Source organism: Streptomyces sp. NBC_00019 (genome assembly GCF_045041015.1).
In the GTDB taxonomy this organism is placed as follows: domain Bacteria; phylum Actinomycetota; class Actinomycetes; order Streptomycetales; family Streptomycetaceae; genus Streptomyces.
On sequence record NZ_CP108302.1, the window covers coordinates 6,676,760 to 6,694,853 of the forward strand.

At 70.1% G+C, this 18,094-nt stretch carries 18 protein-coding genes; 11 read left to right on the forward strand and 7 right to left on the reverse strand.

What is annotated here, in order from left to right:
- Positions 1-50: 50 nt before the first annotated feature.
- On the reverse strand, positions 51-764 hold the full coding sequence (locus OHU89_RS31625; protein ID WP_266888655.1) for a hemolysin III family protein: 714 nt from the start codon (positions 762-764) through the stop codon (positions 51-53).
- 331 nt (positions 765-1,095) lie between these two features.
- Between OHU89_RS31625 and OHU89_RS31630 the strand changes: the two genes are divergently transcribed.
- The 7 genes from OHU89_RS31630 (at position 1,096) to OHU89_RS31660 (ending at position 8,423) form a co-directional block, all read left to right on the forward strand.
- Entirely contained in the window at positions 1,096-2,919 is a 1,824-nt protein-coding gene (locus OHU89_RS31630) for a phosphoenolpyruvate carboxykinase (GTP) (RefSeq protein WP_405647917.1), read from the forward strand.
- Between the two features lie 281 nt (positions 2,920-3,200).
- Positions 3,201-4,187: a serine/threonine-protein kinase gene (locus OHU89_RS31635; RefSeq protein ID WP_405647919.1), complete on the forward strand. Its 987-nt coding sequence runs from the start codon at positions 3,201-3,203 to the stop codon at positions 4,185-4,187.
- Positions 4,188-4,272: 85 nt separating this feature from the next.
- On the forward strand, positions 4,273-4,629 hold the full coding sequence (locus tag OHU89_RS31640; RefSeq protein WP_234441697.1) for a hypothetical protein: 357 nt from the start codon (positions 4,273-4,275) through the stop codon (positions 4,627-4,629).
- Positions 4,630-4,720: 91 nt separating this feature from the next.
- Positions 4,721-5,662, forward strand: coding sequence for a hypothetical protein (locus OHU89_RS31645; protein WP_405647921.1), 942 nt, complete (start codon positions 4,721-4,723; stop codon positions 5,660-5,662).
- Positions 5,663-5,688: 26 nt separating this feature from the next.
- Entirely contained in the window at positions 5,689-6,450 is a 762-nt protein-coding gene (locus OHU89_RS31650; RefSeq protein ID WP_405647924.1) for a vWA domain-containing protein, read from the forward strand.
- Positions 6,451-6,453: 3 nt separating this feature from the next.
- Positions 6,454-7,245, forward strand: a complete 792-nt coding sequence (locus OHU89_RS31655; protein ID WP_405647927.1) for a PP2C family serine/threonine-protein phosphatase — start codon at positions 6,454-6,456, stop codon at positions 7,243-7,245.
- Positions 7,242-8,423 (forward strand): hypothetical protein, encoded by a 1,182-nt coding sequence (locus tag OHU89_RS31660; RefSeq protein WP_405647929.1) that lies wholly within the window; start codon positions 7,242-7,244, stop codon positions 8,421-8,423. Before OHU89_RS31655 ends, OHU89_RS31660 begins: the two co-directional genes overlap by 4 nt.
- On the opposite strand, the gene OHU89_RS31665 is transcribed toward OHU89_RS31660, so the two are convergent.
- From OHU89_RS31665 to OHU89_RS31690, 6 genes are all read right to left on the reverse strand, one after another.
- Positions 8,420-9,013 carry a hypothetical protein gene (locus tag OHU89_RS31665; RefSeq protein ID WP_405647932.1) on the reverse strand — a complete coding sequence of 198 codons (594 nt, stop codon included), beginning with the start codon at positions 9,011-9,013 and terminating at the stop codon, positions 8,420-8,422. The two genes, OHU89_RS31660 and OHU89_RS31665, sit on opposite strands and share 4 nt — an antisense overlap.
- Positions 9,000-10,556 carry a substrate-binding domain-containing protein gene (locus OHU89_RS31670; protein WP_405647934.1) on the reverse strand — a complete coding sequence of 519 codons (1,557 nt, stop codon included), beginning with the start codon at positions 10,554-10,556 and terminating at the stop codon, positions 9,000-9,002. The genes OHU89_RS31665 and OHU89_RS31670 overlap by 14 nt, the downstream gene beginning before the upstream one ends.
- Positions 10,553-11,767, reverse strand: coding sequence for a toxic anion resistance protein (locus OHU89_RS31675; protein ID WP_405647936.1), 1,215 nt, complete (start codon positions 11,765-11,767; stop codon positions 10,553-10,555). The genes OHU89_RS31670 and OHU89_RS31675 overlap by 4 nt, the downstream gene beginning before the upstream one ends.
- Before the next feature lie 13 nt (positions 11,768-11,780).
- A complete protein-coding gene (locus OHU89_RS31680; RefSeq protein WP_405647938.1) occupies positions 11,781-12,845 on the reverse strand; it encodes a hypothetical protein in 1,065 nt (354 codons plus the stop codon).
- Positions 12,846-13,095: 250 nt separating this feature from the next.
- The gene (locus OHU89_RS31685; RefSeq protein WP_266888644.1) at positions 13,096-13,515 is read right to left on the reverse strand and encodes a hypothetical protein; all 420 of its coding nucleotides are present in this window, start codon (positions 13,513-13,515) and stop codon (positions 13,096-13,098) included.
- A gap of 76 nt (positions 13,516-13,591) precedes the next feature.
- A complete protein-coding gene (locus tag OHU89_RS31690; RefSeq protein WP_405647940.1) occupies positions 13,592-14,803 on the reverse strand; it encodes a pyridoxal phosphate-dependent aminotransferase in 1,212 nt (403 codons plus the stop codon).
- A 126-nt stretch (positions 14,804-14,929) separates the two neighbouring features.
- Between OHU89_RS31690 and OHU89_RS31695 the strand changes: the two genes are divergently transcribed.
- From OHU89_RS31695 to OHU89_RS31710, 4 genes are all read left to right on the forward strand, one after another.
- On the forward strand, positions 14,930-15,562 hold the full coding sequence (locus OHU89_RS31695) for a hypothetical protein (protein WP_405647942.1): 633 nt from the start codon (positions 14,930-14,932) through the stop codon (positions 15,560-15,562).
- A 151-nt stretch (positions 15,563-15,713) separates the two neighbouring features.
- On the forward strand, positions 15,714-16,232 hold the full coding sequence (locus tag OHU89_RS31700; RefSeq protein ID WP_405647945.1) for a P-loop NTPase fold protein: 519 nt from the start codon (positions 15,714-15,716) through the stop codon (positions 16,230-16,232).
- A 66-nt stretch (positions 16,233-16,298) separates the two neighbouring features.
- Positions 16,299-16,781 (forward strand): hypothetical protein, encoded by a 483-nt coding sequence (locus tag OHU89_RS31705; RefSeq protein WP_405647947.1) that lies wholly within the window; start codon positions 16,299-16,301, stop codon positions 16,779-16,781.
- A 277-nt stretch (positions 16,782-17,058) separates the two neighbouring features.
- The gene (locus OHU89_RS31710) at positions 17,059-17,991 is read left to right on the forward strand and encodes a serine protease (RefSeq protein WP_405647949.1); all 933 of its coding nucleotides are present in this window, start codon (positions 17,059-17,061) and stop codon (positions 17,989-17,991) included.
- Positions 17,992-18,094 lie beyond the last annotated feature (103 nt).

Below are 18,094 nucleotides of genomic sequence, written 5' to 3' on the forward strand. Positions count from 1 at the left end.
AAAAAAAGGGCCACGGCTTGAAGCCATGGCCCTGAAGAGCGGGAATGCCGCTACGCGTGCTGGTATGCCACCAGCGAGATCCCGACGTAGTGGACGACGAACGCCGCCAGCGTGAGCGAGTGGAAGACCTCGTGGAAGCCGAAGAAGCGCGGAGAGGGGTCAGGGCGCTTGAGGCCGTAGATCACGCCACCCGCGCTGTAGAGCAGCCCGCCGACGATCACCAGGACCAGGACCGCGATACCGCCGGTACGCATGAAGTCGGGCAGGAAGAAGACCGCCGCCCAGCCCATCGCGATGTAGCAGGGGGTGTAGAGCCAGCGCGGTGCGCCCACCCAGAAGACACGGAAGATGATTCCGGCCAGGGCGGCACCCCAGATGCCCCACAGCAGCCACTGCCCCTTCGCGCCGGGCAGGAGCAGCATGGTCAGCGGGGTGTAGGTGCCCGCGATGATCAGGAAGATGTTGGCGTGATCCAGTCTGCGCAGGATGCCGTCCATGCGCGGACTCCAGTTGCCCCGGTGGTACAGGGCGCTGACGCCGAACAGCAGACAGGCCGTCAGGGCGAAGATCCCGCAGGCGATACGGCCCCGCGTCGAGTCCGCGAGGGCGGTGAGCACCAGACCCGAGATGAGCACGGCCGGGAACATGCCGAGATGCAGCCAGCCCCGGAGTTTGGGCTTGATCTCTTGCGGCAGGGAGAGCGCCACGGGGTTACGGCCGGCGGCCGGCGAGTCCAGAGGCGCATCGGAGGCGGACGCAGTCATGCACGGCATCGTACCTACGGAACCGTAAGTTGCGGATGAGTGCGGGCCCGGAAAGGGCCGAGAGTGGCCATCATCTCACGGCAGTTGACGCCGTGAGGGCGCGGTCAAGGAAGTGTCAAGTGAACCCAAAGTGCACGGTTGGCAACACTCCGACACGTGGCAATCCTCACTCCGCTCAAGTGTGAGGCCTTCTGGACAGATGGGCGCTCGCGACGCATGATCAGATGAGTGCGGTCGGCACCGGATGAGCGCCAAGGTCACCACCGAGAAGCATCCGGGTCGCAGCCCCCACGGGGCCTCCAAACAAAAAATCCCTCATTTAGGAGCAATCGTGGCGCGCGACATCGCGGCTCCCCCCGTCATCCCCACCCAGCACAAGGAACTGGTCTCGTGGGTGAACGAGATCGCAGAACTGACGCAGCCGGACAGCGTGGTCTGGTGTGACGGATCCGAGGCCGAGTACGAGCGCCTGTGCGAGGAGCTCGTCGAGAAGGGCACCTTCAAGAAGCTCGACCCGATCAAGCGCCCGAACTCCTACTACGCGGCCTCCGACCCGACCGACGTCGCACGCGTCGAGGACCGCACCTTCATCTGCTCCGAGAAGGAAGAGGACGCCGGCCCGACCAACCACTGGAAGGCCCCCGCCGAGATGCGGGACATCTTCCAGGGGGAGAAGGGCGTCTTCCGCGGCTCCATGAAGGGCCGGACGATGTACGTCGTCCCGTTCTGCATGGGCCCCCTCGGCTCGGACCTCTCCGCCATCGGCGTCGAGATCACCGACTCGGCCTACGTCGCCGTCTCCATGCGCACCATGACCCGGATGGGGCAGCCGGTCCTGGACGAGCTCGGCTCCGACGGCTTCTTCGTGAAGGCCGTCCACACCCTCGGCGCGCCCCTCACGAAGGGCGAGGCGGACGTCCCGTGGCCGTGCAACTCCACCAAGTACATCTCGCACTTCCCCGAGAGCCGCGAGATCTGGTCCTACGGCTCCGGCTACGGCGGCAACGCCCTGCTCGGCAAGAAGTGCTACGCCCTGCGCATCGCGTCGGTCATGGCCCGCGACGAGGGCTGGCTCGCCGAGCACATGCTGATCCTCAAGCTCACGCCCCCGCAGGGTGAGTCGAAGTACGTCGCCGCCGCCTTCCCGAGCGCCTGCGGCAAGACCAACCTCGCCATGCTGGAGCCCACGATCTCCGGCTGGACCGTCGAGACGATCGGCGACGACATCGCCTGGATGCGGTTCGGCGAGGACGGCCGCCTCTACGCCATCAACCCCGAGGCCGGCTTCTTCGGCGTCGCGCCCGGCACCGGTGAGCACACCAACGCCAACGCGATGAAGACGCTGTGGGGCAACTCCGTCTTCACCAACGTGGCGCTCACCGACGACAACGACATCTGGTGGGAGGGCATGACGGAGGAGACTCCGGCCCACCTCACCGACTGGAAGGGCAACGACTGGACGCCGGAGTCCGGTGTCCCGGCGGCCCACCCCAACGCCCGCTTCACCACGCCCGCCTCGCAGTGCCCGATCATCGCGCCCGAGTGGGAGGACCCCAAGGGCGTGCCGATCTCCGCGATCCTCTTCGGCGGCCGCCGCGCCTCCGCCGTACCGCTGGTGACCGAGTCCTTCGACTGGAACCACGGTGTGTTCCTGGGCGCCAACGTGGCCTCCGAGAAGACCGCGGCCGCCGAGGGCAAGGTCGGCGAGCTGCGCCGCGACCCCTTCGCCATGCTGCCGTTCTGCGGCTACAACATGGGCGACTACATGGGCCACTGGGTCGACGTCGCCAAGGGCAAGGACCAGGCGAAGCTCCCGAAGATCTACTACGTCAACTGGTTCCGCAAGAACGACGAGGGCAAGTTCGTCTGGCCCGGCTTCGGTGAGAACAGCCGTGTCCTGAAGTGGATCGTCGAGCGTCTCGACGGCAAGGCCGAGGGCGTCGAGACCCCGATCGGCGTGCTGCCGGCCAAGGGCGCGCTGGACACCAAGGGCCTCGAACTCTCCGAGTCCGACCTGGACTTCCTCCTCACCGTCGACAAGGAGGTCTGGCGCGAGGAGGCCGCCCTGGTCCCCGAGCACCTCAACACCTTCGGCGAGCACACCCCGAAGGAACTGTGGGACGAGTACCGGGCGCTGGTGCAGCGCCTGGGCTGAGCCCACGCGACGAAGAAAGACTCCGCGGCCGGTTTGGATGTGCCCTGACCAGCGATCGTCACGACCGGCCGCGGTGACAGCCGACGAGGTTCCGTACAACGGCGTGCGGGGCTTGAGGCCTGTCGTCGGTCTCCCGTCCGCCCCGACGGGAGACCGGCGACAGGCCTTCGTCTTCTTCCCCTGTCACCTCTGAGCGTTTTCCCTCATCACCCCTGTGCGGACCGGGATTTCGCGGGACACTCGGGACATCCTGCAACGAACCCCGAAATGAGGTGAGCGGGGTGCGCACACCGGTCAGCGATCCCTTGAAGGTGGGGCCGTACCGCATCGTCGGACGGCTCGGGTCCGGCGGCATGGGCTGGGTGTATCTCGGGCGGTCGCCCGCCGGGCGCGAGGTGGCGGTGAAGGTCGTACGCCCCGAGCTGGCGGCCGAACCCGAGTTCCGGGAACGCTTCGCGCGCGAGGTCGCCGCCGCCCGGGTCGTCAGCGGCGCCTACACCGCGGCGGTGATCGACGCCGACACCGAGGCCGAACTGCCCTGGCTGGCCACGATGTACGTCCCCGGCCCCTCGCTCGCCGAGGCGGTCCGCACGGACGGGCCGCTGCCCGAGGACCAGGTACGCCGGCTCGGCGCGTTCCTCGTCGAGGCGCTCCAGGCCGTGCACGCGGCCGGAGTCGTGCACCGCGACCTCAAGCCGTCCAACGTGCTCCTCGCCTCCGACGGGCCGCGGGTCATCGACTTCGGGATCTCCCGCGTGGACGGAGCGCCCGGCCTCACCGCCGTCGGACTCATCGTGGGCACCCCGCCGTTCATGTCGCCGGAGCAGATGAAGGGGGCGCAGGTCGGGCCGGAGAGCGATGTGTTCTCCCTCGGCGGAGTGCTGGTCTACGCGCTGTCGGGGCGGCCGCCGCACGGGGCGGGGGAGGCGGTGCGGTACCAGGTCGTCTTCGGTGACCCCGACCTCGACGGCGTACCGCCCGGCATGCGGCCGCTGATCTCACGCTGCCTCGCCAAGCGGCCCGAGGAGAGGCCCCGGCTCGACGACCTGCTGGCCGAACTGGTGGAGGAGGCCCAGCCGGCACCCTCGTGGCCGCCGCCCAAGGTGCGGCAGACGATCGAGGTCCGGCTGGACGAGCTGGCCGCGCGCCGCGCCGCCGGTACGAGCGTGTCCGTGCCCTCCTGTCTGATGCTGCATGCCCAGGCACTGCTGGACGCGGGACTGACCGACGCGATGGTCGCCCGGGCGGTGGGCCGTGGCACCGTCTGAGCCCTCGACCGGCCCGGCCCATGAAATCGGCACGCACTGGCGGCAGTTGGTGCGGAACTGGGGTACCGGGCGGAATTTCCACGCCGTGACCGACACCGATTCCGTGTCCCTGCAATTCGATCTCGAGGAAACGGGACGAACGCTCACGGTCAGATTCATGACCACCAAGCGGCTGCTCGTCGCCTTTGTCACGGACGGGAATTTCCTGCGCCATGACCAACTGGCGGTCGCCGCGGCGGCATCGAACGCATGGAATACCGAACAGTTGAATCCCATGCTCTCCGTGTGGGACGTGCGGGGGCCGCGGCCCTGTCTCGCAGGGGTGTGCGATCTGCCGCTGACCTGCCGGGTCACCCAAGCGGACTTCGATGCTTTGGCCAGCGATTGGGTGGAACGGGCGCGGCAGATGTTCACCCGTTGTCATGAGGTGTTCCAGTTGTAGAAGGGAATGGCGGGAAAGCGTAAAACCCTTTCGGGAACGGGTCCGTTGGCTCCAATATGAGCGATGACCGTTTCGGGTCACGGGGGTGTCCATGAGGCGTTCGCTCTGTTTCACCGTGCTTCTTGGGCTGCTCGTCGCCCTGGTCTCCGCGGCGCCCACGCATGCCGACGAGTCGTGCGACGGGGCCTTCGCGGACCGGCTGCGATGCTGGACTCGGGAGATCAAGGAACACACCGTCACGGTCACCGTGGACCAGCAGCTCCCGTTCGACGGCACCCAACGGGGCCGGAGCACCGTCGCCGCGGCCGTGTTGGGCAACCGCCACAACCTCGAAGTGCGGGTGCCGGACGGGGTGACGACCGGCGAGGGCGGGACGGCGCTGCTCGTGCTGGCGGGCCACCGGCTCGTCCACCCGAAGGCCAGCATCACCCGCCTGACCCCGACGGAAGTCACGGAACTGGAGGACGTCGGCGCCTGTACCAAGGGGCCCGGGGACCTGTGCGACCTGGTCGGACCCGGCTCCGGCAAGCAGGTGCTCGGCACCGGCCTGATCAACGCGCAGGGCATCGCGGGCCTCCCCGAGTCCGAGTACTCCCTGGCCCCCTCCGAAGGATCGGGCCTCGGTTACGAGGACTGGCTCCTGATCACCGTCGCCACTCTCCTCGTCCTCCTCCTCATCGCCTTCTACTTCGCCGTACGCCGCACCCGCACGGCTCCCGCCGCCGCCCCGGCGCCCGCCGCCCGCATGGCCGACGAACCCACCCGCGCCCTGCGCACCACCCCCGCCCGCTCCGGCCGCCACCGCTCCGGCACGCCGAGCGCCGCCACTCGCCCCGCCGTCGTCCGCACCGACCTGCACCCCCAGGGATACGTCGAACTCGACCGCGTCCTGTACCGGGCCGTGTGGGCGGATCCCGGGCAGGCACCGCCCGCGCCCGGCTCGCGCGTCGACGTCACCGACGGACCGGAGCCGGACTCCGACGTACTGCACGCCTTTCCGCCCGCCGCCGGGCGCCACGCCCACGCCCGTTAGACGTACCGCTCCACCAGGAGACGCCCATGTCCAGCGAATACCCGCCCACGCTGCCGGCGGAGTACGCCGACATCGAGTTCGAGAACAACGCGCAGCGGCTGCCGCTGGTGCTGTGTCTCGACACGTCCAGCTCCATGGCGGGCCCGCCGATCCAGACGCTCAACAACGCGCTGGTGGAGTGGACGCGTGAACTGCACGACGACGTGGCCCTCAGCTACAGCGTCGAGGTCGCCGTCGTCACCTTCGGCGGACAGGGGGTCGCCGCCTGGCGGGGTCCGCAGCCCCTCGCCCCCGGCGCCCCCGTGAGCCCCTTCGTGCCCGCGCACATGTTCCGCCCGCCGCAGCTCGGCGCCGCGGGTGTGACGCTGATGACGGAGGCCCTGGAGCTGTCGATGCACATCGTCGCCGCCCGCAAGGCCGAGCTGCGCGCCGCCGGACTCCAGTACTACCGCCCGCAGATCTGTCTGGTCACCGACGGCATCCCGACCGATGCCACCGGCCGCCGCACCGACTCCTGGCACCGGCTGGTCCCGGTGCTCGCCGAGGAACAGCAGGCCCGCCGCTTCCGGCTGTACGCGATCGGCGTCGGCGGCATCACCGACACCGGCGAGCAGGTCCTGCGGGCGTTCGCCCCGAAGTTCAACGCCACCATCCACGGCTTCCCGTTCCGCGAACTGCTCCAGATGATGTCCGCCAGTGCCAACGCCGAACAGAAGGGCGCCGGCGACGAGGTCTTCGAGAAGATCTTCAGCCAGTTCAAGACCCAGCGCCCCGCCTGGGAGAGCTGAGCGATGGGCAGGGCCGGCTGGCGGATCCACGGCATGAGCGTCGAGGGCTACCGGCACCGCCGGGACGGTCTGCCCTGCCAGGACGCCTGCGCCCATGTCGAGTCCGGGCCGGTCGCCGTGCTCGCCGTCGCGGACGGCGCCGGCAGCCGGCCGCGCTCCGACGAGGGCTCGCGGCTCGCGGTCGAGCTGGCCGCCGAGCACTTCGTACGACGGGCCGCCGCGGCCGTCGACAGCCCGCCCGGCGAGGCCGTGCACGATCTGCTCGCGGACGCCTTCCATGACGTCACCAAGGTGTTCCTGGACACCACGGGCGCGGCGGCCGCGGACTTCGCGACCACCCTCACCGTTGTCGTGCTGGCCCCGGACTGGCTCGGCCATCTCACCGTCGGCGACGGTTTCGTCGTACTGCGCGCCGGAGCCGAGGACGGCGAACCGCAGTTCCATGTGCTGCCGCAGGCCGCGGACGCCAGCGAGTACAGCAACGAGACGGTCTTCCTCACCTCGCCCGACGCGGCCCGCTGGATGCGCACCGACTGTGTGTGCGACCCGGGGATCGACGGCGTCCTGCTTTCCACCGACGGACTCGCCCAGGCCGCGCTCTCCCGCACCGGCGGCGGCACCCCGACCCCGAACGCCTCCTTCGCCGACGCCGTCTTCCGCTCCCTCGACGGCCCCGGACCGGTGTCCGACTCCGCGCACGACAATCTGGCCGCACTGCTCAGGTCGGACCGGCTGACCGCGCTCAACGCCGACGACAAGACACTGCTGCGGGCCGTGCGCAAGGCGCGGCCATGAGCGGCCGCGTGGTCCACCTGGACGGCAAACCGGTCGTCCTCGCCGAGCAGCCCCTGAAGGGCGGCGGACAGGCGGCCGTCTTCCCCGTCGAGGGCGACCACGGAACCGTCGTCAAGCTCTACCGCGACCCGCCGGGCCCCGACCAGGAGCGCCGACTGGCCCGCATGCTGACCATGTCCCCCCTCGCGGCCCGCCCCACCGACCGCTCCCAGCCGCCCGAGCTGGCCTGGCCCATCGCGATGGCCCGCAGTCCCGAGGGCGCGTTCCTCGGCTACGCCATGCACCGGTTCGGCGAGCCCGAACACGTCCAGCTGGTCGGGCTGTTCACCCGCGCCCAGCGCCTGAGGCTCTTCCCCCAGGCGGACTGGCGCTTCCTGGTCGGCGTCTCCTGGAACCTCGCGTTCATGACCGCGCGCATGCACCACGACCACCTCGTCATCGGCGACTTCTCCAGCAGCAACGTGGTCGTCGACGCCAACGGCTTCGTGACCTTCCTCGACTGCGACTCCATCGCCTTCACCGACCCGGTGACGGGCGAGCCCTTCCCGTGCCTGATGCACACCACGGACTACTCGGCCCCGGAACGCCAAGCAGGCGGCCCCGCCACCCGCTCCAGCGACGACTTCGCCCTCGCCGTCCTCGTCTACCAGCTCCTCACGGCCGGCAACCACCCCTTCGGGGGCGTCCCGCACGAGAGCACCTCCGAGTCGACCGTCAAGGACAACATCGCCGCCAGCTGCTCCTACGTCGTCCGCCCCGAGCAGGTCGTCATCCCGCGCGGCACCATCGACCCGTCCGTCCTCCCGCCCGACCTGCTCACCCTCTCCCGCGCCGCCTTCGGCCCCGGCGTCCACGCCCCCGCCGCCCGCCCACCGGCGGAGGCATGGCTGCGCGCGCTCGACAAGCAGCGCGCACAGATACGGGTGTGCCAGGCGCGTCCGCTGCACGCCTACGGCGCCCATCTGCCGGACTGCCCCTGGTGCGTACGGGCGGTCCACACCGGCCACGACGTGTTCAACGGCCCCCGGCCGGTACCGCTGCCGCCCCCGCCGCCGGTGCCGGTGCCCCAGGAGGTGCCGGCGGGCGCCGGGTTCGGTGCGCTGAAGGTGGCGTGCCTGCTGATCGCGCTGGTGGTGTTCATCGTGATCGCGGCCATCGCCCGGAGCAACGGGGGCTAGTTCGCCCGGTCCTCCAGGTACCGCGTGTGCGACTCCTGCCGCCGCGCCTCCGTCTCGCGCAGCGCCGCGGCCAGCGCCTCGGCCTCCTTCTGGAGGAGCGTGAGCTGCCGCTCCAGGTGCCGTTCCGGCGCCTCCTGGCCCGGTGCGAGACGCGTCCACCAGCGGGTGCGTACGAAGGTGTCGACAGCCTCGGGAACGTCCTGCCGTACCGCCCGGGAGAGCGTGTGCACGCCCTCCGGATCGTGCGCGAGCAGCTCGGTCGACCAGCCGGGATCGAGCAACGCGCCGAGCAGCTCGGTGAGTTCGGTGAGCCGGCCGGCCGCGGCGGGCGGCAGTTCGATCTCCGCCAGATACGCGTGGAGGGTCCCGAAGTCACCGCGCACGGCGTCCAGTTGGGCGGAAGCGTCCGGGAAGTCCGGCAGCGGCGGCCGCTCCGGCGGGGCGATCAGCGCGCCCGCGCCGTACAGCCCCACGACGACGACGGGCCAGTACGGGCCCGCCACTCCCGCGAAGGTCAGCCCCAGCCCGGCGATCCCGCACACGCTGCCCGTGATGTTCTTCCGGGACTCGAGGTACTCACTGATAGCCACGGATCTCCTCGAAGGCGCCGTCCAGCGAGCCCTGTCGGGCGTCGAAGAGGCGGCCGCCGGTCAGTTCGGCGATGTGCTCCAGCTCCCCCCGGTCGGAGTCGCCGAAGAGGATGGGGAAGACGGGGATCTCCCGCTGCGCGGGGTCGAGCAGGGCGTGGAACCCCTCGAACTGCGCCGCGGAGCTGCCCGTCGTGTTCTCGCCGTCCGTCATCAGCACGATCGACGTGAACATGTCCCGGTCGGTGCGGAGTTCCTCGTACGCCTTCTCCAGCGAGGTGTAGATCGCGGTGTCCCCCTCGGCGGCGAGCGCGCCGATGTCCGCACGGACGGCTTCGATGCCGGACCGGGGATCCGGATCCATCGCGTAGCGCCGCACGTCCTTCACCTCCGACCCGAACGGCATCAGGGTGACCTCCTCGCGGCCCCGGAAACGGCCGCCGACGTTGGTGAGCGCCTTCTTCAGCTGCGCCAGCCGGTCGCCCTCCATCGAGCCCGAGGTGTCGAGGACGTACACGGTCCGGGAAGGACGGCGCAGCTCGTTGTCGTACGAGTCGAGCAGCCCGTCGGCGACGGAACGGCTGCCCGGGAAGGGCAGTTCGCGACGTCGGTCGGTGTCGAGGCCGGACGCGGGGGACACCGAGGGGACCACCGGGCGGCGGTGGGTGCGCTCGGTGATCTCGCGCTGGATCTCCGGGGTGCGCAGGGCCTCGGCGAGCCGGCGGACGTCCTCGCGGACCGTGGTGTCGGTGGCGGCGAGGGAGGAGAGCGGGTAGTCGGCGGTGACCACGCCGTCCCGGGGCCGGATCACGGTGAGGCCCGGGATGCCCTCGAGGACGGACTCGTAGTTGAGGAGCGCGTCGACGTTCCCGCGCCGCTCGTACGCCGCCGCCAGCCAGCCCGACGAGCCCGACGTCAGCTTCTGCCCCTGGAAGAACTCCTTCAGCCGCGGGGCCGCCTTCGTGACGTCCGCGTCGGTGAGCGCCGACTGGGCGCCGGAGAGGGCCGAGGCGACGGCGACCAGGGTGGAGAAGCCGGAGTTGGAGCGGGACGGATCGGTCATGCCGTACGTCAGCCGGCCGTCCTGGACGGCCTGTTCGACCTGGGCCCAGGTCACCTGCTCGGGCTTCCAGCCGAGGGACTTCAGCGAGGCGCTTTTGATCCCGATCGCCACCGGGCTGGACATCACCGGGGTCTCGGAGACCACCTTCTTCGCCACGTCGGGGCGCAGCCGCAGATAGTCGTTGGAGGACAGCCACAGGGCGTCGTACTTTCCGTCCGCCGTGCCCTGGGCGAGCAGGTCGATCGCGTCCAGGGTGCCCAGATAGACGGGTCGGACCTTGATCCCGGTCTCCTTCTCGACGCGGTCGAGGACCGGGGCCATGTCGCTGAGCTCGCTGGAGGCGAGGACGCGCAGGGTGCCGGGCTCGTAGGAGCCGGCGACACCCGGCGTGCTCACGCCGTCCCCGGAGCCCGATGACCCCGTCGACGTGCACGCGGTCAGGAGGGCGAGCGCCGCGACGGCCAGCGCGAGGGGTCGTCTCATCCGAGCCCCCCTTCCAGCGCGCCCTGCGACCGGCTGCGCTCCAGGTACGCGGAGGCGTGCTGGAGTTCGGAGGTCAGGGACTCCACGGTGGACGCCATCACCTCGGTCGCCTGGACCTTGTAGGTGTCGATGGCGTCCAGGGTCCGATAGATCTGCTGGAACGCCGACCGCAGGGTCTCCGCCCCCACGGCCGGGTCGGCGGCGATGCGCTGGATCTCCCCGCTCTGCGTGGCGAGCATCTCCGCGTTGCCCCGGATGAGGTCCTCGGTCGTGCCGCGCAACGCGTTGACCTGCTCGATGACCTTCTTCTGGTTGTCGAGCGCGGAGGCCAGCATCACGGAGATCCGCAGCGCCGACACCGTGGTCGTGGCCGCGCGGTCGACGCCCTTGATCAGCTCCTCGTTGTTGCGGCGTACGACGTCCATCGCGAGGTAGCCCTGGGCGCACACCGCGAGCTGGGTGAGCAGGTCCTGGTGCTTCTGCCGGACCGGGAAGAGCACGTCGGCGCGGAGCGAGTCGGCCGCCTCGGGGTCGCCGACCCGGGCGATGTGCTGCTCGACCGCCGTGTCCAGGGCCTCGGTGAGGACGACGTACTCCTGGAGCTTGCCCATGCTCTCCCAGAGCCGGACCCGCTCGGTCTGCAACGCGGCGTTGTCGCGGCGCAGTTCGTCCTGCCCGCCGCGCAGCGAGCCCACGATCTTGTTGAGGGTCCCCTGCGCGGAGGAGTACTTGGCGACGTAGTCGCGCACCTTGTTGCCGCCGGGCAGCCGGGACAGGAACTTCCGTCCCTTGGCGGCCGGCAGATCACGCGGGTCCAGGTCCTCGACGACCCGCCGCAGTTCCACGAGCGAGCCCGCGACCTGCGACTGGGCGTCCCCGCCCGTGTCGGGCAGGCTGCGGATGGTCCGCTCCAGCATCCGGTTGGACTGCGCGGCCGCGGCACGCATCTCGCCGGCGCCGAGCCCGGTGATCTCACCGACCTTGCCCGCGAACTCGGGCGAGCGGGCGTCGAGGGCGGTGAGCCCCGCGACATAGTCGGCCGCCTTCTGCGCCATCCCCGTACGGACGCTCTCGTCGACGGGCACGAGCCCGCCGGCCTTCTCCCGCGGCACGGGTGCCACGGCCTCGGGCGGGGTGAGCGTGAAGACGTCGTCACCGCTGAGGGTGTGCTGCCGACTGCTGTTCTGGCTGGTGTTGTTGAAGCCGCTCATACGATCCCCCCGTTCATCCCCGCGCCCGTCGCGCCAGCTCGTGCAGCACCGTGGAGGTGGGCACGGGCGCCTGGCGGACGCCGGTCAGCTGCTGCTTGAGATAGGTGCCGGCCGAGGCGAACCCGGCGGCCGCGCCCTGCGGACGGAACCCGTGCCGGACCTCCAGCTTGCGCAACTCGGGGTCCGTGGAGAGGAGTTCGGCGAGGGCCTGGCCGTTCTCGGTCAGCGGTACGACGGTGTGGTCGCTGTTGACCGTGGTGTCCGGGTAGAGGACGACCAGGTCGTCCGGCTGCTGTCCGTCCGCCAGGAGCGAGGCGACCTGCGACTCGTAGACGAGGACGAGCGGGTTGCCGGCCCCGCTGACGAAGTCCCGGAACGCCGCGTCCGTGCTGGTCTGCTGGGCGCCCTGCACGCTGATCAGCTTGCGCAGCAGGGGAGTCGCCTTCCCGACCTCGGCTTCGCTCGCGACGACCTTGCCGCCGTTGCCGACATAGGAGGCGGCGGCCAGATAGAGGGCGCCGGAGTTGGAGGACTCCGGGTCGGTGCTGGCGAGGTAGAGCGTGCCGCTCAACTCCCCGTACTTCGCGGCGCCCTTGAGCTGCTGCCAGGTGCGGTCCTCGCGGGCCGCGTCGAGATAGGCGGCCATCCTGAGCATGCCGCGGTGTTCGGCGTCCAGCGTGGCGAGCCCGTTGCCCGCGAGCACCTCGGCGGCGCTCTTGTGCGCCACGACGACGAGGGGCGAGTAGAAGGGGCGGGGGAGTGTCCCCGACACCTTGTACTTCGCGGCGAGTTCGACGGCCGGCGCCTGACTGGAGGGAAGGGCGAAGTCGTACCCCTCGAGGTCCAGCCCTTCCATGGCCCAGGACCCGGAGGTCTCGGCCTTCACGGTGAACCCCTTGGCGGTCAGGGCCTTCACCACATCAGGATCGGCGAAGAACTCCGCCTTCTCCGATCCGATCACTCCTCGCACGGTCTTCGTTGCCGTGCTCTTGTCCCCGGTGTCCCGGCCCGCCGCGACGGCTACCACCACTCCGCCGATCAGCAAGACCGCGAGGACGATTCCGATGATTCGTCTCACACAGGCAGACTGCTCCCGGAACCCAACATTCCCCGGCAGGGGGCATGAACGGGAGGTGTCATACCGACCCCAGTACTGCAACGCGCCCCAAAGGGGCGCGGGGAACTGCGCGATCAACCACGACGAACCCGCAGCCGCAAGACGACACGAACCCTTACGGCGAGAGGCGCCACGGCTCAAGCCAACGCAGTGTGTGGCGCCCGGTCCGCGCGTCGCTGCGGGTGCACGCGGACCGGGGCCGTTCCAGGGATCAGCCGGCCGCGGTCAGCTCGCGCGGCTCAGCCAGCGCAGCGGCATGCGCATCCATTCGTTCCGCGGCCAGAATCGCCGCCGCGGTGTCCGCACGCGATGCCGCCACCACCAGCGCCCGCCCCGCCAGGGCATGCGCCCGTCGGTGCAGAGACGCGAGCCGACCGTCGCCCCCGCCGGAGGCGCGGGCCGGCGTGCTGCCGCTCCGCAGACGCGTCACCTGCTCGGCCAGCCGCTCCGCGGCCGCGTCGAGGTCGGCCGACGGCGAAGCCGAACGCAGTTCGTCCGTCACCGCCAGCAGGGCCGCCAGATGCCCCGCGAGCTGGAACTCCAGCTCCTCCTCGCGGGTCCGGTGCGGAAAGTCGGACGTGGTGCCGGCCATCGTGCTGTGGACCGACTTGGTGCGGATCGGTTCGTACATGGGATGGCCTCCTGTGCTGTCAGGAAATCATCCTAGCTTAGATTTAGTCTAAAGTTGAGCGGCGGGACGGATTCACCTACGACTGGCTGTAGCCGTCCAGGAAGTTCCCGATCCGTGTCACCGCGTCCCGTAGATCACGGGCCGTCGGCAGCGTCACGACCCGGAAGTGATCGGGCTCGCTCCAGTTGAAGCCGGTGCCCTGGACGACCATGATCTTCTCGCGCCGCAGCAGGTCGAGGACCATCTGCCGGTCGTCCTTGATCTTGAAGACCTTGGGGTCGAGCCGTGGGAAGAGATAGAGCGCGCCCTTCGGCTTCACGCAGCTCACGCCCGGGATCTGGGTCAGCAGCTCGTACGCCACGTCCCGCTGCTCGCGCAGTCGCCCGCCCGGCAGCACCAGGTCGTTGATCGTCTGGCGCCCGCTGAGCGCGGCCACGACTCCGTGCTGACCCGGCATGTTCGCGCACAGGCGCATGTTCGCGAGGATGGTGAGGCCCTCGATGTAGGAGTCCGCGTGGGCGCGCGGCCCGGAGATCGCCATCCAGCCGACGCGGTAGCCCGCGACCCGGTACGCCTTCGACATGCCGTTGAAGGTGAGGGTCAGCAGGTCCGGGGCGACGGCCGCGGTCGGGGTGTGCGTGGCGCCGTCGTAGAGGATCTTGTCGTAGATCTCGTCCGAGCAGACCAGCAGGTTGTGGCGGCGGGCGATGTCGGTCAGGCCCTGGATCATCGCCGGGTCGTACACCGCGCCCGTGGGGTTGTTCGGGTTGATGATCACGATCGCTTTGGTGCGGTCGGTGACCTTCCGCTCGATGTCCGCGAGGTCCGGCATCCAGTCGGACTGCTCGTCGCAGCGGTAGTGGACGGCGGTGCCGCCGGAGAGGGAGACCGCGGCGGTCCACAGCGGGTAGTCCGGGGACGGGACGAGGACCTCGTCGCCGTCGTCCAGCAGGGCCTGCATCGCCATCACGATCAGCTCGGAGGCGCCGTTGCCGAGGAAGACGTGCTCGACGTCGGTCTCGATGCCGAGGGTCTGGTTGTGCATGACGACGGCGCGGCGCGCGGCGAGCAGCCCCTTCGCGTCGCCGTACCCATGGGCCGAGGACACGTTCCGGAGGATGTCCTCCAGGATCTCCGGCGGGCACTCGAAGCCGAAGGCGGCCGGGTTTCCGGTGTTCAGCTTGAGGATGCGGTGGCCCGCCGCCTCAAGCCGCATGGCCTCCTCGAGAACCGGGCCCCGGATCTCGTAACAGACGTTGGCGAGCTTGGTCGACTGGATCACCTGCATGTCAGGGAGCTTACGGCGGGGTAACGCTTCGCGGGTCGTGTTTTCCGCCACGCGAGACGGTGCGGTTTGGGCGGTTATCGGCGGTAGCTGTCCCAGGGGCCCCGCCCGTCCCTACAATGCGGGGCCATGTCCAGCCCAGACGAGTACGGAAACGGGACACACGTCGCGCGCGACCCCCAGGGTCCGCCGAACGTGTACCACCCGCAGACCGAGCCGCCCCCGCCGTACGAGGAGTACGCCGACCCGGCCGTCGCGCACGGCTGGCAGAGCACCTACGACGAGACGACCGAGCTGCCACGCATCCCGTCCCGGCGCTCCCGTTCCCGCTCCCGCCGCAAACCGGCCCCCTGGCGCTCGCGACGGGTGGCGCTCGCGGCCGGCGCGGTGGGCGCCGTGTCGACGGTCGCACTGATCGCCGGGTTCGCCTTCTCGGGAGGCGGGTCGGGTGACGCCGAAGGCAAGCACGGCCGTACGGGACCGTCGGCGGCCGACGGCTCCACGGAGCCCGACGAGGACGGCACCGCGACCGGCTCGGACGGCACTGGGTCGCCGGACGCCGGCACGTCCTCCTCCGGGACCGCCGCCTCCGGCTCCCCGTCGCCGTCGTCGGACAAGAAGGAATCGGGAGAGCCCGAGGGGCAGCCCTCGTCCGGCGCCTCCACCACCCCGGCCCCGACCGCCACCGCGAGCGAGTCCGCCCCGGGCAACTCCGACAGCAGATCGGGGCGTGGTCAGGGCAGCACCAAGAAGCCCAGGTGAGCAGCGTGGGCCGGAGGGGCGTGGCGTAGGGCTCCTCGCCCACCTGCGCGCGGGGCCTACGTCGTCGTGCGGAACTCCGTGCGTGAGCGGCGCCCGCGGCCCGTGGCGATGCCACACTCCGGGCAGGACTTGCCATGAACGGGGGACGGACATGGCTGATGTCGATGTCGTGCGGATCCACGACGAATCCTTCAGGCTGCTCAGCGACGAACCGGTGGAGTGCGCGGAACGGGATCGGCTCAAGGCGCAGGTCAGTGCTGATGCGCTCGCCCGGCTGCTGATCCACTCGTGTGCCTCGACGCCGATGGCCGTCGCGGTGGACGCACGCCGGGGCATGGGCAAGAGCACCCTGATGCGCCTGACGCGGGCCCGGTTACGGGAGGGTGGCGTCGAGACCGTCTGGTACAACGCGTGGTCCGCCCGCAGCGGTGACCAGTTGGAGCGGCTGCTCAAGGCGGTGCTGGCCGGATTCGGCCGACGCGCCCTGGTCAGGTTCCTCGCCTCGGCGGACGGGCGGTTCTCGCTCGTCGGCGTTCTGCGCCTGGGGCTGGCCACGGCGGCGGCCTTCCTGGGGCCGGCCGCGCTGGTCAACGTGGTCTGGAACGCGCTGACCGTCGATCCCGAATCAATGAGTTCCGTCGCGTCGGGGAACTTCATCAGCCCGTCGTAGAGGGAGATGAAATCGGGGTCGTCGGCGAGCTTCTGCACGGACTCCTGGGTATCGACACTACGGCAGTTGCCGCTCGTCGACGCGGTGCTGCCGATCGCCGCACAGCGGTTGACGGAGCCCGCGCCGACCCGGGTCAAGGAGGACTTCACGGGGCTGCACATCCTGTGGGTGGACGACCACATGGCCAACAACCGGCGCCTGGTGGACTATTTGACGCTGCGGGGCGCCGTCGTGGTGGAGGCCGCCGATCAGGAGGAGGCGGAACTCGCGCTCGCCAACGACCGGGTGAACCTGGTGATCTCCGACATCGGCCGCAGCGCCGGCCCGGAGGCGGGCCTGGACGCCCTCCAGGAGTGGCGGGACCGCGGCCTGTACCCGGAGCGGGAGCAGGTGATCTTCTATGCCTCCAAGTGCACCCTGAACCGGCATGCCCGCGCTCGTGAACTGGAGGCTCTGGGGCCGACATCAAGCCCCGATCTGCTGACGCAATGGGTGCTCCAGGTCGCCCATCAGCAGCGCGCCCTCGCCCCGGCGTCGAGCGTCGGGTGACACACCGGTCCTTGACCGCCACCCCGGCTCCGATCGCCGCCGAGAACGGGACCGTCCCAGGCAACCGTGACAAGCGGCCCGGAAAGGGCCAGGGCAACACCAAGCCGCCCAAGTGAGTGTGGATCAGGGCGGGTTGATGACCTTCCGGTGAAGATCCGTATACCTGAGGGCGCGAACTCCTTGTCCCCTCAACCCCTCCATGTCGAGAATGCGCATGACAAACTCACGGACGGCCGGAAGATTTCCGGTCGTCCAAGTCGCAAGAGGGGACCCCCACATGAGAAAGCCTCTCGTCGCCGCACTCAGTGTCCTGGCGCTCGCCGGGATGGGTACGGCACCCGCGGTCGCCGCCGAACCCGCGGCAGCGGGCGTCGGCAAGAGCGTGGACACGGACACGGTCACGTCGGTCGTGCACGACCTGGTCACGTCCACCACGTCGGCCGTCAAGCAGGCCACGTCGCCGTCGCCCACGCTCCAGGCCGTGACGCTCGCCGGGACCGTCTCGCTCAGCAACTGTTCCGGTTCGGTCATCCGCTTCCCGAACTCCCTGGACACCGACCCGGCCCTGGTGCTCAGCAACGGCCACTGCCTGACCTCCGGCTTCCCGGCACCCGGCCAGGTCATCACCAACCAGGCCTCCTCCCGGACCTTCGGCCTGCTCAACTCCTCCGGCTCCCGGGTCGCGACGCTGCGCGCGAGCAAGCTCGCCTACGCGACGATGACCGACACGGACGTCTCGATCTACCAGCTCACCAGCACGTACGCGACGATCAAGAGCTCGTACAACATCTCCCCGCTGACCGTCCAGGACACCCACCCGACCGCCGGCACCGCCATCACCGTGGCCTCCGGCTACTGGAAGACGCTCTACAACTGCAACATCGACGGGTTCGCGTACCGTCTGAAGGAGGGTGACTGGACCTGGAAGGACTCGGTCCGTTACACCTCCGCCTGCAACACCATCGGCGGCACCTCCGGCTCGCCGGTGATCGACCAGGCCACCGGCAAGGTCGTCGCCGTCAACAACACCGGCAACGAGGACGGCGAGTCCTGCACGGTCAACAACCCGTGCGAGGTCAGCGAGAGCGGCGCCGTCACCGTCCGCCAGGGCATCAACTACGCCCAGGAGATCTACAACATCCCGGCCTGCTTCACGACCCGCAACCAGCTCAACCTGAGCGCGAGCACCTGCACGCTGCCTAAGCCGTAACGCTCCGTGCGGGGTGCGATCGGTTGTAGGGCGGCTGCGGCGCCGTCGTGGCCGGTCGCGCCCACGCGGCGGAGCCGCACACTGATACAGTCCCGCGCCCCTG

Bases quoted from the DNA above. Each gene is read 5' to 3' on its own strand.
- OHU89_RS31650 (WP_405647924.1), top strand. From the start codon at position 5,689: ATGTCCAGCGAATACCCGCCCACGCTGCCGGCGGAGTACGCCGACATC.
- OHU89_RS31690 (WP_405647940.1), bottom strand. From the start codon at position 14,803: ATGCAGGTGATCCAGTCGACCAAGCTCGCCAACGTCTGTTACGAGATC.
- OHU89_RS31645 (WP_405647921.1), top strand. From the start codon at position 4,721: ATGAGGCGTTCGCTCTGTTTCACCGTGCTTCTTGGGCTGCTCGTCGCC.
- OHU89_RS31655 (WP_405647927.1), top strand. From the start codon at position 6,454: ATGGGCAGGGCCGGCTGGCGGATCCACGGCATGAGCGTCGAGGGCTAC.
- OHU89_RS31710 (WP_405647949.1), top strand. From the start codon at position 17,059: ATGAGAAAGCCTCTCGTCGCCGCACTCAGTGTCCTGGCGCTCGCCGGG.
- OHU89_RS31685 (WP_266888644.1), bottom strand. From the start codon at position 13,515: ATGTACGAACCGATCCGCACCAAGTCGGTCCACAGCACGATGGCCGGC.
- OHU89_RS31660 (WP_405647929.1), top strand. From the start codon at position 7,242: ATGAGCGGCCGCGTGGTCCACCTGGACGGCAAACCGGTCGTCCTCGCC.
- OHU89_RS31625 (WP_266888655.1), bottom strand. From the start codon at position 764: ATGACTGCGTCCGCCTCCGATGCGCCTCTGGACTCGCCGGCCGCCGGC.
- OHU89_RS31695 (WP_405647942.1), top strand. From the start codon at position 14,930: ATGTCCAGCCCAGACGAGTACGGAAACGGGACACACGTCGCGCGCGAC.
- OHU89_RS31670 (WP_405647934.1), bottom strand. From the start codon at position 10,556: ATGAGACGACCCCTCGCGCTGGCCGTCGCGGCGCTCGCCCTCCTGACC.
- OHU89_RS31700 (WP_405647945.1), top strand. From the start codon at position 15,714: ATGGCTGATGTCGATGTCGTGCGGATCCACGACGAATCCTTCAGGCTG.
- OHU89_RS31675 (WP_405647936.1), bottom strand. From the start codon at position 11,767: ATGAGCGGCTTCAACAACACCAGCCAGAACAGCAGTCGGCAGCACACC.